Annotated in this window: 14 protein-coding genes; 2 read left to right on the top strand and 12 right to left on the bottom strand. The window is 75.6% G+C overall.

All coding sequences use genetic code 11. The annotated features are described in order from the left end of the window. Window positions 1-59 precede the first annotated feature (59 nt). Window positions 60-1,010 (bottom strand): polysaccharide deacetylase family protein, encoded by a 951-nt coding sequence (locus tag ACZ4U4_RS11130; RefSeq protein ID WP_467871659.1) that lies wholly within the window; start codon window positions 1,008-1,010, stop codon window positions 60-62. 320 nt (window positions 1,011-1,330) lie between these two features. Here ACZ4U4_RS11130 and ACZ4U4_RS11135 point away from each other — a divergent pair, with 320 nt between their 5' ends. Further along, entirely contained in the window at window positions 1,331-2,551 is a 1,221-nt protein-coding gene (locus tag ACZ4U4_RS11135) for a THUMP-like domain-containing protein (RefSeq protein ID WP_467871661.1), read from the top strand. Here the strand turns inward: ACZ4U4_RS11135 and ACZ4U4_RS11140 are convergent. The 4 genes from ACZ4U4_RS11140 to tsaB all read right to left on the bottom strand — a co-directional run bounded on the left by ACZ4U4_RS11140 (window position 2,535) and on the right by tsaB (window position 5,326). Continuing rightward, window positions 2,535-2,900 (bottom strand): hypothetical protein, encoded by a 366-nt coding sequence (locus ACZ4U4_RS11140; protein ID WP_467871664.1) that lies wholly within the window; start codon window positions 2,898-2,900, stop codon window positions 2,535-2,537. The two genes, ACZ4U4_RS11135 and ACZ4U4_RS11140, sit on opposite strands and share 17 nt — an antisense overlap. A gap of 68 nt (window positions 2,901-2,968) precedes the next feature. Beyond that, window positions 2,969-4,084 carry a tRNA (adenosine(37)-N6)-threonylcarbamoyltransferase complex transferase subunit TsaD gene (tsaD, locus tag ACZ4U4_RS11145; RefSeq protein WP_467871667.1) on the bottom strand — a complete coding sequence of 372 codons (1,116 nt, stop codon included), beginning with the start codon at window positions 4,082-4,084 and terminating at the stop codon, window positions 2,969-2,971. After that, window positions 4,077-4,622, bottom strand: coding sequence for a ribosomal protein S18-alanine N-acetyltransferase (rimI, locus tag ACZ4U4_RS11150; protein WP_467872107.1), 546 nt, complete (start codon window positions 4,620-4,622; stop codon window positions 4,077-4,079). The genes tsaD and rimI overlap by 8 nt, the downstream gene beginning before the upstream one ends. A gap of 44 nt (window positions 4,623-4,666) precedes the next feature. Next, entirely contained in the window at window positions 4,667-5,326 is a 660-nt protein-coding gene (gene tsaB, locus ACZ4U4_RS11155) for a tRNA (adenosine(37)-N6)-threonylcarbamoyltransferase complex dimerization subunit type 1 TsaB (RefSeq protein WP_467871670.1), read from the bottom strand. 138 nt (window positions 5,327-5,464) lie between these two features. Between tsaB and ACZ4U4_RS11160 the strand changes: the two genes are divergently transcribed. Next, window positions 5,465-6,034, top strand: coding sequence for a hypothetical protein (locus ACZ4U4_RS11160; RefSeq protein WP_467871673.1), 570 nt, complete (start codon window positions 5,465-5,467; stop codon window positions 6,032-6,034). A gap of 148 nt (window positions 6,035-6,182) precedes the next feature. Here ACZ4U4_RS11160 and ACZ4U4_RS11165 read toward each other — a convergent pair whose 3' ends face one another. The 7 genes from ACZ4U4_RS11165 to glmS all read right to left on the bottom strand — a co-directional run bounded on the left by ACZ4U4_RS11165 (window position 6,183) and on the right by glmS (window position 13,481). Further along, complete coding sequence (locus ACZ4U4_RS11165; protein ID WP_467871675.1) at window positions 6,183-6,377, bottom strand: hypothetical protein; 195 nt, start codon at window positions 6,375-6,377, stop codon at window positions 6,183-6,185. 180 nt (window positions 6,378-6,557) lie between these two features. Beyond that, a complete protein-coding gene (gene tsaE / locus ACZ4U4_RS11170) occupies window positions 6,558-7,088 on the bottom strand; it encodes a tRNA (adenosine(37)-N6)-threonylcarbamoyltransferase complex ATPase subunit type 1 TsaE (RefSeq protein ID WP_467871677.1) in 531 nt (176 codons plus the stop codon). Between the two features lie 25 nt (window positions 7,089-7,113). Beyond that, window positions 7,114-8,361, bottom strand: coding sequence for an alpha/beta fold hydrolase (locus tag ACZ4U4_RS11175; RefSeq protein WP_467871680.1), 1,248 nt, complete (start codon window positions 8,359-8,361; stop codon window positions 7,114-7,116). Further along, window positions 8,358-9,551, bottom strand: a complete 1,194-nt coding sequence (gene alr / locus ACZ4U4_RS11180; RefSeq protein ID WP_467871682.1) for an alanine racemase — start codon at window positions 9,549-9,551, stop codon at window positions 8,358-8,360. Before alr ends, ACZ4U4_RS11175 begins: the two co-directional genes overlap by 4 nt. Window positions 9,552-9,691: 140 nt before the next feature. Then, window positions 9,692-11,155, bottom strand: a complete 1,464-nt coding sequence (locus ACZ4U4_RS11185) for an NAD(P)H-hydrate dehydratase (RefSeq protein WP_467871685.1) — start codon at window positions 11,153-11,155, stop codon at window positions 9,692-9,694. A 63-nt stretch (window positions 11,156-11,218) separates the two neighbouring features. Then, entirely contained in the window at window positions 11,219-11,587 is a 369-nt protein-coding gene (locus tag ACZ4U4_RS11190) for a holo-ACP synthase (protein ID WP_030287430.1), read from the bottom strand. A gap of 46 nt (window positions 11,588-11,633) precedes the next feature. Next, window positions 11,634-13,481, bottom strand: a complete 1,848-nt coding sequence (glmS, locus tag ACZ4U4_RS11195) for a glutamine--fructose-6-phosphate transaminase (isomerizing) (RefSeq protein WP_467871688.1) — start codon at window positions 13,479-13,481, stop codon at window positions 11,634-11,636. Between the last annotated feature and the right edge of the window lie 37 nt (window positions 13,482-13,518).

Here is a 13,518-nt window from a genome sequence, read left to right on the forward strand (position 1 = left end):
TGACCACCCGTACGGGGCGGGTTTCGGCGGGTGCCCGGACGTGCCGGGCGGGCGGCGGCTCAGACGTAGTCCTCCAGACGTGCGACGGCGAAGCCCTGCTCGGTGGCGGTGCGCAGGACGTTGCGGAGCAGGTCGGGCATGGTCGCCTGCCAGTCCTCGCGGCCCCGGAAGTGGCTGAGGATGATGTCGCCGGGGTGCAGCTTCCCGTCGCCGCGGCTGTAGTCGATGTGGTCGGGGAAGAACTCCTCGGCCCACAGCGGGACGACGGAGATCCCGCAGGACGCGGCGATCTTCAGGGTCTCGTGGGTGTAGTCCCCGTAGGGCGGGCGGAAGAGCCGCGGGGTGCGGCCCATCTCGCGGGTGAGGTTCTCCTGCTGCCCGCAGATCTCCTTGCGCTGCTCGGCGTCGCTCAGTCCGGGCAGGTAGGGGTGGTGCAGCGTGTGGTTGTGCACGCCGTTGCCCAGCTGCTGGACGCCGCGGAAGAAGCCGTAGCCCTTGCCCGCCTTGGCGAGGTAGTCACTGAGGAAGGCGCTGTAGGGGACGTTCAGCTCCTTCGCCATCCGGCGGAACTCGGGGTCCTTGTCGTAGCCGTCGTCCAGCGTCAGGAAGACGATCTTCCGGTCGGTCGGGACGCGGGAGATGGCGACGGGGAGGTCCGGGCCGTCGCCGCGGGCGAAGACCGGTTCGGTGGTGATGCGGGGTTTGGCGGCGGGCGGCTCGGGCGGCTCCAGCGGCGCCTCGTCGAGGCCCCAGCGGGCGGCCACGGCGTCGCGGCGGGCCTGGGCCCGTTCGATCAGCTTGGCCTGGGTGAGCAGGGCGCGAGCGGCGGGGGCCACGGCGGGGCGGCCGTGGGCGGGGACGTTGTCCTGGGGCGAGGGCGTCGCGGCGGCGGAGCAGCCGACGGCGAGCAGACTCAGGGCGCCGAAGGCGGCCAGGGTGCGCGTCCGGCGCGCCGTCGGGCGGCCCGGTCCGGGGCACCCGGAGTGCGAGAAAAGTCTGATTAGCTGCATAACGCCGGATAGTGGCAGCGGCCTCCGTCGCGCCGTCGCCCGCCACGCGGCAGGGTCAGGCGACCGGCCCACGCCACCCGGCGCGCCGCCCACCCGACGGCCCCCTCGGCCGTACGCCGGGCGGGTCACGGCAGGTCAGGGGTGGGCCGCCGGGCCTCGTACGGGAGGGACGACGGCGGCTCGGGGCCTGCCGCCCGTACGCCTCCGAGGGCTCGCCGCGCCCGCCGCGCGGGCTCCCAGCTCCCCGTAAGGGCTCCCGTACGGCCTCTCCCCGTAAGGCCCGTCCGTCGTCCCCCGGCGCCGGGAGGAATGATGGGACCGTGACCGATCCCGACTCCTTCGCCGCGCTGCTCACCCCCGAGGGGCAGGCGCTGCTGGACGCCCTGCACGACCACGACCCGGCCGATGAACTGGCCACCGCGACCCGGCTGCGCCGCGACCACCCGGCGGAGCTGGTCTCCGCCGCGCTGGGGCAGGCGCGGCTGCGCCAGCGCGCCGCGGCCAAGTTCGGGGCGGACGCCCGGCGGATGTACTTCACGCCCAACGGCGTCGAGCAGTCCACCCGTACCGCCGTCGCCACCCACCGCGCCGCCCGCCTCGCCGCGCTCGGCGTCCGGTCCGTCGCCGATCTGTGCGCGGGCATCGGTGGGGACGCGCTCGCGCTGGCCCGCGCCGGGATCCGGGTGCTCGCCGTCGACCGCGACCCGCTGGCCTGCGCCGCGGCCCGCGCCAACGCCGAGGCGCTCGGGCTCGCCGAGCTGATCGAGGTGCGCTGCGCCGATGTCACCGAGGCCGACACCAGCGGTTACGACGCGGTCTTCGTCGACCCGGCCCGGCGCACCAAGGCGCGCGGCGGCCGGATCTTCGACCCCGAGGCGTACTCCCCGCCGCTGTCCTGGGCGATCGACGCGGCCCGTACCGCCCCGTACGCGGCGCTGAAGATCGCGCCGGGCGTCCCGCACGAGGCGCTGCCCGCGGACGCCGAGACCGAGTGGATCTCCGACGGCGGCGACGTGAAGGAGGCGGTGCTGTGGTTCGGGCCCGCCGGTACGGCGCCCGAGGCGGTCCGGCCGGGCGGCCGCCGGGCGACGCTGCTGCCCGCCGGGGACTCCCTGCTCGGCGCGGACCTACCCGATCCGGAGCCGGGCCCGGTCGGCGGCTGGCTCCACGAACCGGACGGCGCGGTGATCCGCGCCCATCTCGTCGCGGACGTCGCCCGGCAGGTCGGCGGGCGGCTCATCGACCCGACGATCGCCTACATCACCGCGGACACCCTGACCCCGACGCCGTACGCCACCGCCTACGCGATCACCGACGTGCTCCCCTTCCACGTCAAGAAGCTGCGGGCGCTGCTGCGGGAGCGGGAGGTGGGCGTCGCGGTGATCAAGAAGCGCGGGTCGGCGGTGGAGCCCGAGGAACTGCGCAAGAAGTTGAAGCTCAGCGGGCGGAACACCTGCACGATCTTCCTCACCCGGGTCGCCGGCGCGCCCGCGATGCTGCTCGGACACCCGGCGAACGCGCAGGTCACGCCCGGTCGGTGAGGTCCTCGGCGTAGATCTGGGCGAGCGGCTGCGGGCCGACGTACTGCTGGCAGGCACAGGGGCCGGCCTCGTAGCGCACCGGCCGGTGGTCGGCGTCCCAGGCGACCGGCCGCTCCACCGGCTCGTGGCACTTCCCGCTCTTGTCGTGCTTGGCGAGATGGTGGGTGCAACCGCAGACCGGCTTGGGCGGCTCCTGGGCCGCGGCCAGTTCGGCGCGGCGCGCGCGGTCGGTCTCCAGGCGCTCCATACGGCGTTCGTGGCGGGTGCGCAGCGCACCGCGCCCGAGGTCGGCGACCTTCGCGAAGCCGCCCGCCATGAAGAAAATGAACACCCACCAGAACCAGTCCATGCCCGCCTCCCCGCGCGCCGCCGGCCGTTCCGCCGCTGTCAGGGTAGCGAGGAGGCCCGCCGGCCCGGTCAGCCGTAGAGGTTCTCCTTGCTCAGCTCGTGGACGTGGTCGTGATCGTGGCCGTGGCTGTGCGTGCCGGGGACGTGGGGTTCGGTCACCGGGAGGGACGAGTCGGCGGGGAGGTCCCAGTCGGAGGCGGCGCGGCCGCGGGCGACCATCTCCGCGCCGAGGGCCGCGACCATCGCGCCGTTGTCGGTGCACAGCTTGGGGCGCGGCACCCGCAGGGTGATCCCGGCGTCCTCGCAGCGGCGGGCGGCCATCGCCCGCAGCCGGGTGTTGGCCGCGACGCCGCCGCCGATCATCAGGTGGTCGACGCCGTTGTCCTTGCAGGCGCGGACGGCCTTACGGGTCAGCACGTCCACCACCGCCTCCTGGAAGGACGCCGCGACGTCCGCCACCGGCACCTCCTCACCGGCCGCCCGCTTCGCCTCGATCCAGCGGGCCACGGCGGTCTTGAGGCCGGAGAACGAGAAGTCGTACGCGGCGTCGCGCGGGCCGGTCAGGCCGCGCGGGAAGCGGATCGCCTCCGGGTCGCCCTCGCGGGCGTGGCGGTCGATGACCGGGCCGCCGGGGAAGCCGAGGTGCAGCACCCGCGCGACCTTGTCGAACGCCTCGCCCGCCGCGTCGTCGATGGTCGCGCCGAGCGGCCGGACGTCGGAGGTGATGTCGGGCGCCAGCAGCAGCGAGGAGTGGCCGCCGGAGACCAGCAGCGCCATCGTCGGCTCCGGCAGCGCGCCGTGCTCCAGCTGGTCGACGCAGATGTGGGAGGCGAGGTGGTTGACGCCGTAGAGCGGCTTGCCGAGCGCGTAGGCGTACGCCTTCGCCGCCGAGACGCCGACGAGCAGGGCGCCGGCGAGGCCGGGACCTGCGGTGACGGCGATGCCGTCGAGGTCGCTCGCCGCGACACCGGCGTCCTTCAGGGCGCGCTGGATGGTGGGGACCATCGCCTCCAGATGGGCGCGCGAGGCGACCTCGGGGACGACGCCGCCGAAGCGGGCGTGTTCGTCGACGCTGGAGGCGACGGCGTCGGCGAGCAGGGTGTGGCCCTGGACGATGCCGACACCGGTCTCGTCGCAGGAGGTCTCGATGCCGAGGACCAGCGGTCCACCGCGAGAGTCAGCCATGGTGATCGGATTCCTTGGGACGGGAGGTGTCGGGGGCGGGGGCGGTGGGGACGGACGGGGCCGCGTCCGGATCGGGGTCCGGGGCCTCGGCGTCCGGGTCGGTGGCGGTGCGCCGCATGACCAGGGCGTCGACGTTGCCGGGCTGGTAGTAGCCGCGGCGGAAGCCGAGCGGGACGAAGCCGAAGCGTTCGTACAGGCGCTGGGCGCGGAGGTTGTCGACGCGGACCTCCAGCAGCACCTCGTGGCACTCGAAGTCGGTGGCGGCGCCCAGCAGCGCGGTCAGCAGCCGGGAGCCGAGGCCGCTGCCCCAGCACTCGCGGGCGGTGGCGATGGTCTGGATGTCGCCGGTGCCGTCGACGGCGGCGAGACCGCCGTAGCCGACGATCCGGCCGCCGCTCTCGGCGACCAGATAGCGGCGGTTGGCGGCCGGGCCGCGGGCGTACGCCAGCTCGGACCAGAACATCCCGGCCGACCAGGCGTCCTCCGGGAAGAGCGCCCGCTCCAGGTCGAGCACCGCGTCCAGGTCCCACCAGCGCATCTCGCGCAGGACGGGGGCGTCCACCGGGCCGGGGACGGTCGTGCTCACCGGGGTGTGACCACCTTGTAGTTGGCCGGGACCTGGGCGTCGGGGCGGCGGAGGTAGAGCGGCCGGGGCTCCGGCAGCTCCTCGCCGGCGGCCAGCCGGGCGACGGCGGCGGAGGCCAGCGCGGCGCCGGACTGGTGCTCGGGGCCGTCGCGCCGGACGCCGGTGAAGACCGTGTCGTACAGGAGCGCGCCGGCGCCGACCGCGGGGACGTCCGCGACCTGCTCGGCGATGTCGGCGGGGCGGTCGACGGCGGGTTCGGTCAGGCGGCGGCCGTCGGCGTCGTAGCGGGCCCAGTAGACCTCCTTGCGGCGGGCGTCGGTCGCCACGACGAAGGGGGTGTCCAGACCGGCGGCGTGGGCGAGGCCGTCCAGGGAGCACAGGCCGTGCACCGGGATGCCGAGCGCGGCGCCGAAGGAGGCGGCGGTGACCAGGCCGACGCGCAGGCCGGTGTAGGGGCCGGGGCCGACGCCGACCACCAGGTCGGTGACCGCGTCGAGCTTCACGCCCGCCTCGGCCAGCACCCGGTCGACGGCGGGCAGCAGCAGCTCGCCGTGGCGGCGCGCGTCGACCTGGCGGGACTCGGCGAGAACCCGCTCACCGTCGTGGAGGGCGACGGTGACGGCGGGCGTGGCGGTGTCTAGGGCTAGGAGCAGCACGCCCTCAAGCGTACGGCGCGCCGGACGGTGCCCTTTCCGGTGCTACGGTCGGCGTCCAGTACGTCAATCGGACCGCGAGCCGACTCGCCCCGGCGGGCGAGCACCACGGGAGCGCGCACAGCGGAAGGTGGCACAGCGATGCCCGCCAGGAGCAGCACGATCGTCACCGCGCTCACCGCGGCGGCCCTGGTCGGGGTCGGTTTCCTGGGCTACCAGGCGTCCGCGTCCGCCCCGGCCGATCTGCATCCGCACCACAAGAGCGGCGACAGCGCGGGCAAGCACCCCGCGCAGCCCGGCGCCGGGAAGAAGGAGCACCGTCCGGCGGCGCCGAAGGTCCCCGAGGCGTCCGGCACCGGCAAGCGGATCGTCTACGCGCTCGGCGCCAAGCGGGTCTGGCTGGTCGGCGCGGACGGCGCCGCCTCGCGCACCTTCGCCGTCGCGCCGAGCACGGTCTCCCCGCCGATGGGCACCTACGCGGTCAGCTCCCGGTCGGTGAGCGTGACCGGGTCGGACGGCATCGCCATCGAGCACGTGGTGCGGTTCGCGAGCGTGGACGGCGTCGTCATCGGCTTCAGTGCGGCGGTCGACGGTTCGTCCCCCAACCCGGACGCCTCGCAGCGCACCGGCGGTATCCGTGAGTCGCGCGCCGACGGCGCCGCGCTGTGGGACTTCGCGATCAACGGCACCAAGGTGGTCGTGGTCGCCTGACGGCCGCGGCCGACCTTTTCCGGGTGCCCGTACCTCTTCGGGCACCCGCTTCTCCCCCCGCTGCCCGTACGGGGGCACGCACGGTGACGGCCGGGTCGCGTCTCGCGGCCCGGCCGGTCGTCTGCCGGTCCGTCTTCGCCCGTACGGGCTATGCGGCGTCCCGTTCCGTGGTGGACGGTGCCGGGAGGTCCGGCTCGGCCGGGGGTGCGGCGGGGGCGGCCGGGGCGTCGGGGGGTGTGGAGACGGCGCTGGCGGCGGCGCAGGACGCGAGGAGCTGGCGCATGGTGGGCGGCGCGTCGCACGCCTCGTCGGCGGGGGGTGCGGCGGGCTCGTGAGCGGTCATGGTCGCCTCCCGGGCTCCTGGGGCAAGCGGCGGTCGAGAGGGGAAGTTAGGCAGACCTAACTTCTTCTCCCCTCCCATGTGACCACGGCGGGTACCACGGATGCAACACGTTACCGACGGCCTGTCGGAAAAGCTCGGCGCACGTCGCCCCGGGCACCACCCGCCCGCCGGTCGGTCCGGTCAGTCCGCGGTCAGCTCCGCGACGCCCGCGTCCGCCCAGCGGGCGCCGATCCCGGTGACCGTCACCGTGCGGACGTCGGCGGCGTCGCTCTCCCACCCGGCGTCCACCGGGGCGTCCGCGCCCACCGCACGCTCGATCACCACGTGCAGCCGGTCGTCGGACAGCTCCTCGACCTTGCCGTCGCCCCACTCCACGACGACCACCGACTCCGGCAGCGACACATCGAGGTCCAGGTCCTCCATCTCGTCGAGCCCGCCGCCGAGGCGGTAGGCGTCGACGTGGACCAGCGCGGGGCCGCCGGTCAGCGGCGGGTGCACCCGGGCGATCACGAAGGTCGGGGAGGTGACGGCGCCGCGCACGCCCAGGCCCTCGCCCAGGCCGCGGGTGAGCGTCGTCTTGCCCGCGCCCAGCTCACCGGTGAGCAGCACCAGATCGCCGGGGCGCAGCAGCGCGGCGAGCCGGCGTCCCAACTCCTGCATCCGCTCGGGCGTTTCGACGGTGACACGGGTCTGTGTGGCGGTGGCACTCATGCCGCAAATGGTACGGGCGCGCCGGTCAGGCTCCGGCCGAGCGCCCCCGGCGACCGCCCGCCGCGGCCCGCTCGATCAAGGTCACCAGCTCCTCGGTGACCAGCTCCGGGCGCTCCAGCATCACCAGATGACCGGCGCCGGCCACCTTCAGCAGGCGGGCGGCGGGCAGCAGTTCGGCGATGGCCTCGCTGTGGTCGGCCGGGGTGATGAGATCGCCTTCCCCGGCGAGCACCAGCGACGCGATCGTGTCGTACGCCACCAGCGCCGCCGCCTTGTCGTGGGTGGCGAAGGCCGGGTAGAACTCCGCGACGACGTCGATGGGGGTGGCCTCGATGAGCCGCTCGGCGAAGCGGGCGACGCCCGGGTCGACGTCCTGCGGGGTGCCGAAGGAGTACCGCTTGATGATCCCGGCGAAGAGGTCGGCGGTGGCGCGGCGGCCCCGCTCGACGACGTCGCTCTGCGCGCCCAGCACCTTCAGCAGACCGGGCGCGAGCCGGTGGAACGCCTTGACGCCGAACGACGGCAGCCCGAACGCCACCTCGCTCAGCCGCCCGGCGGACGTCCCGATCAGCGCCACGCCCGCGACCCGCTCGGCCACGAACTCCGGGTACTGGTCGGCGAGCGCCATCACCGTCATCCCGCCCATCGAGTGCCCGACCAGCACCAGCGGGCCCTCGGGCGCCGCCGCGTCCAGCACCGTCTTCAGATCGCGGCCCAGCAGGTCGATGGTGACCGGCTCGCCGCCGTCGCCGACCGCGCGGGAGCGGCCCGAGCGGCCGTGGCTGCGCTGGTCCCAGTGGACGGTGCGGACCGCGCCGCGCAGTGCGGCGCGCTGGAAGTGCCAGGAGTCCTGGTTGAGGCAGTAGCCGTGGCAGAAGACGACGGTGGGCGCGGGCGAGCGGCGGCGCGGCCCGGCGAGGCGCCGGCGGACCTGTGCGGCCTGCTGCGCGGCGGCCCGGTCGGCGCCGCCGGCCCCGTCCTTGGCGCCGCGCCCGGCTTCGTCGATCTCGTAGTACAGCGGGGTGCCGTCCGCGGCGACGGCGGTGCCCGGGGTGCCGCGCAACGTGCCGTAGGGGCCGACGGCGTCCAGCGCGGTGCGGGCGCGGCGGCGCATCCCGCGGCCGACCGTCATCCGCTCCATCGCCACCCCGGCGGCCGCGCCCGCGGCGACGATGCCGATGGCGGCGCCCGCCAGACCCGCGTGGCGGCCGGCCTTCGCCCAGCCGCCCGCGGCCCCGGCCGCCGCCTCGACCGCGTCCGGGCCGTCCGTCATCCGGTGCCTCCCACCTCGCGGCTGCCCGCCGCCGCGGGCACGGTGGGCTCCGGCGCGCTGTCGTGGTGGATCCGCGCCACCCGGCCGCCGATCCGCGTGACGATCTCGTACGCGATGGTGCCGGCGGCCTGCGCCCAGTCCTCGGCGGTCGGCTCGCCGCCGTCGCCGGGGCCGAAGAGCACCGCGCGGTCGCCGGGCAGCGCGGTGTCGCCGTCCAGGTCGACGACGAACTGGTCCATCGCGACCCGCCCGGCGATCGTCCGCCGCGCCCCGGCGACGAGCACAGGAGCGCTGCCGGAGGCGTGCCGCGGGATGCCGTCCGCGTAGCCGAGCGGCACCAGCGCGAGCGTGGTCTCGTCCGCCGTCGTGTAGTGGTGGCCGTACGAGATGCCGTGGCCGGCCGGGACGGTCTTGACCGAGGCGAGGGACGCCTCCAGTGTCATCGCGGGGCGCAGCCCCAGCTCCCGGGCGGTGCCGATCTCGGGGGCGGGCGAGATGCCGTAGATGCCGATGCCCGCGCGGACCAGGTCGAAGTGGGCCTCGGGGAGGGTCAGCAGCGCCGGGGTGTTGGCGATGTGGCGGACCTCCGGGCGCAGCCCCGCGGCGTCGGCGACGGCCAGCGCCGTGCGGTACGCGGTCAGCTGCGCGGCGATCGAGGGGTGGCCCGGCTCGTCGGCGCAGGCGAAGTGGGACCAGATGCCGGTGACGGTGAGCAGCCCGGCGCGTTCGGCGTCGCGGGCGGCGGCGGTCAGCTCCGGCCAGTCGGCGGGCTGGCAGCCGCTGCGGCCCAGGCCGGTGTCGGCCTTGAGCTGGACGCGGGCGGGCCGCCCGGCGGCGCGGGCCGCCTCGGTCACCTCGCGCAGCGCCCACAGCGCGCTGACGGAGACGTCGATGTCCTGCTCGACGGCGGTGCGCCAGGGGCCGCCCGGCGTCCACAGCCAGCACATCAGCCGCCCGGTGTCACCGGCCGCGCGGAGGGCGAACGCCTCCTCGGGGAGGGCGGTGCCCAGCCAGCTCGCACCGGCCGCGCGGGCGGCGCGCCCGCAGGGCACCGCGCCGTGTCCGTAACCGTCGGCCTTGACCACGGCCATCAGCTCTGCCCCGGGTGCGCGGCCGCGCAACGCTCGCACATTCGACCGCACGGCGGCGAGGTCGATGACGGCACGGGCCCGCTTCGCTGTCTCGTTCATCCCCCTCAGTGTCTCAGGCGCCGCCCGGCGGGCCCCGGGTACGCCCGGTCCGAGGGGGCGCGCGGGGCCCGGCCGACCGGCGCGGACCGGCCCGGGGACGGCGGCCGCGCGGGGTGCGGGGCCCGGCCCGCGGCGGCCGTTCAGCGCGCCGCTCCGGTCTGCCGCGAGGTGCCCCGTCCGACGTCCCGCCAGGCCGCCGCGAGCCGCCCGGCGACCTGCGTCGCGGTGACCGGCGCACCGTCAAGGCCGGCCGCGAAGCGGGCCGCGAGACCGTGCAGATAGGCGCCCGCCGACGCCGCGTCACGCGGCTCCAGCCCGGCGGCGAGCAGCGATCCGGTCACGCCCGACAGCACATCGCCGCTGCCCGCGGTCGCCAGCCAGCCCGTCCCGGTGGGGTTGACCCGTACGGGACCCGTGCCGTCCGCCACCAGCGTCGTCGAGCCCTTGAGCAGCGCCGTCGCGCCGAAGCGGGCGGCCAGCTCACGGACCGCCCGCAGCCGCCCGGCCTCCACCTCGGCGCGGTCGGTGCCGAGCAGCGCGGCGGCCTCGCCCGCGTGCGGGGTGAGCAGGGTGCCCGCGGTCCGGGCCCGGACCCGCTCCGGCGTCAGGAACCGCAGCCCGTCGGCGTCCACCAGGACCGGCACCTCGGCGGCGAGCACATCGTCCATGGCGTCCGCCTCGTCGCCGATGCCGGGGCCGATCACCCAGGACTGGACCCGGCCCGCGCGGTGCGGCGGCCCGGGGTGCACCAGCGTCTCCGGGAAGCGCGCGAGGACCGCGTCGGCGGCCGGTCCGACGTACCGGACGGCGCCCGCGCCGCCGCGCAGCGCACCGGCGACCGCGAGCACCGCCGCCCCCGGATAGCGCGCGGACCCGGCGACCACGCCGACCACACCGCGCCGGTACTTGTCGCTCTCCGCCGACGGCACCGGCAGCAGCCGCGCCACCTCCGCGTGCTGGAGCGCCTCGGCGGCGGGCTCCGCGGCCGGCGCGAGGCCGATGTCGACGTGGTGCACCACCCCGGCCCGCTCCCGCGCCGGATCGATCAGCAGCCCCGGTTTGTACGCCCCGAACGTCACCGTGACAGCGGCCCGGACCGCCTCGCCCGCCACCTCGCCGGTGTCGGCGTCCACCCCGCTCGGCAGGTCGACGGCGACGACCGGGGCCGACGCGGCGGCCAGGGCGGCGAGTTGGGCGGCGCGGGGACGGAGTCCGCCGCGCCCGCCGATGCCGACGATGCCGTCGACCACCAGATCGGCGCGGGCCAGGGCGCGCTCCGCGTCGGCGACGACGGTGCCGCCGGCCGCCCGCAGCGCCGCGAGCCCCCCGGCGTGCGCCCGCTCCGGCGACAGCAGAACCGCGCCGACCGCGGCGCCCCGGCGCGCCAGCCGCGCCCCGGCGTACAGGGCGTCACCGCCGTTGTCGCCACTGCCGGCCAGCAGCACCACCCGGGAGCCGTACACCCCGCGCGCCCCGCTCAGCAGCCGTACGCAGACCGCCGCGAGCCCGGCCGCGGCCCGCTGCATCAGCGCCCCTTCGGGCAGCCGCGCCATCAACTCCCGCTCCGCCGCCCGCACGTCCGCCACGCTGTACGCAGTCCTCATGGGGTCAGTCTCACACCGGGGCGCCGCGGCGGCACGGGGACGGAGCGGGGCCGCCCCGCGGCCTCACCCCTCCGCCACCACCACCGCCGACGCCACGCCCGCGTCATGGCTGAGCGAGACGTGCCAGGCGCGGACGCCCAGTTCGGCGGCGCGGGCGGCGACGGTGCCGCGGACCCGCAGCCGGGGCTGGCCGCTGTCCTCCACGTACACCTCGGCGTCCGTCCAGTGCAGCCCGCCGGGCGCGCCGAGCGCCTTGGCGACGGCCTCCTTGGCGGCGAAGCGGGCCGCCAGCGAGGCGGTGCCGCGCCGCTCCCCGCTCGGCAACACCAGCTCCGCGTCGATGAACAGCCGCCGTGCCAGCTCCGGCGTACGCTCCAGCGCCGCCCCGAACCTGTCGATCTCGGCGACGTCGATCCCCACCCCGATGATCACCGGCGCACCCCGCCCCGGGGGCGCGCCGGACGGCGCTGACGGCCGCTCACTCCACCGTCACCGACTTGGCGAGGTTGCGCGGCTGGTCGACCTCGTTGCCGCGGGCGGTGGCCAGCTCGCAGGCGAAGACCTGGAGCGGGACGGCCGAGACCAGCGGCTGGAGCAGCACCGGGGTCCGCGGGATCCGGACGAGGTGGTCGGCGTAGGGCACCACCGCCTCGTCGCCCTCCTCCGCGATGACGATGGTGCGGGCGCCGCGGGCCCGGATCTCCTGGATGTTGGAGACGATCTTGTCGTGCAGCACGGAGCGGCCGCGCGGCGACGGGACGACCACCACGACCGGCACGTCCTGCTCGATCAGCGCGATCGGACCGTGCTTCAGCTCGCCCGCCGCGAAGCCCTCGGCGTGCATGTACGCCAGCTCCTTGAGCTTGAGCGCGCCCTCCAGCGCCACCGGGTAGCCGACGTGCCGCCCCAGGAACAGCACGGTGTTCTTGTCGGCCAGGCCCCGGGCCAGCTCCCGCACCGGCTCCATCGTGCCGAGCACCTGCTCGACCTGCGTGCCGATCGCGGCCAGCTCCCGGACCACGTCCCGGATCTCGTCGCCCCACTTCGTCCCGCGGACCTGACCGAGGTAGAGCGCCACCAGGTAGCAGGCGACCAGCTGCGTCAGGAACGCCTTGGTGGAGGCGACCGCGACCTCGGGACCGGCGTGGGTGTAGAGCACCGCGTCCGACTCGCGCGGGATGGTCGAGCCGTTGGTGTTGCAGATGGCGAGGACCTTGGCGCCCTGCTCACGGGCGTGCCGCAGCGCCATCAGGGTGTCCATCGTCTCGCCGGACTGGCTGATCGCGATGACCAGCGTGCGCGGGTCCATGATCGGGTCGCGGTAGCGGAACTCGCTGGCCAGCTCGGTCTCGCAGGGGATCCGCGTCCAGTGCTCGATCGCGTACTTGGCGATCATGCCCGCGTGGTACGCCGTCCCGCAGGCGACGATGACGACCTTGTCGACCTCGCGCAGCACCTCCGGCGGGATCCGCACCTCGTCCAGCGACAGCACACCGGACTCGTCCACCCGGCCCAGCAGGGTGTCGGCGACCGCCTTCGGCTGCTCGGCGATCTCCTTGAGCATGAAGTAGTCGTAGCCGTCCTTCTCGGCGGCGGAGGCGTCCCAGTCGACGTGGTACGCGCGCACCTGCGCCGGCGCCCCGTCGAAGTCGGTGACGGTCACCCCGTCCCGGCGCACCTCGACGACCTGGTCCTGGCCCAGCTCGATCGCCTCACGGGTGTGCGCGATGAACGCCGCCACGTCGGAGGCGAGGAACGCCTCGTCCTCGCCGACGCCGACCACCAGCGGGGAGTTGCGGCGCGCGCCGACGACCACGTCCGGCGCATCGGCGTGCACCGCGACGAGGGTGAACGCGCCCTCCAGACGGCGGCACACCTGCCGCATCGCCTCGGCCAGATCGCCGCAGGACGAGTACGCCTCGGCCAGCAGATGGGCGACGGCCTCGGTGTCCGTCTCGGAGGTCAGTTCATGGCCGCGGTCGGTCAGTTCGGCGCGGAGCGCGGCGAAGTTCTCGATGATGCCGTTGTGGACGACGGAGACCCGCCCGGCGTTGTCCAGATGGGGATGGGCGTTGGCATCCGTGGGCCCGCCGTGGGTGGCCCACCGGGTGTGCCCGATGCCGGTCGTCCCGGCCGGCAGCGGCCGCGCCGCCAGCTCCTTCTCCAGATTGGCGAGCTTGCCGGCCTTCTTCGCCGACGCCAGCCCGCCGTCCGCCAGCACCGCGACGCCCGCCGAGTCGTACCCGCGGTACTCCAGTCGGCGCAGTCCGGCGAGCACGACGTCCAGGGCGCTCTGTCCGCCCACATAACCCACGATTCCGCACATGGGGGCAGCGTACGCGCCGGTCCTGTGAGCCCCCGCG

The sequence above is a fragment of the Streptomyces sp. NPDC029159 genome (genome assembly GCF_055564055.1).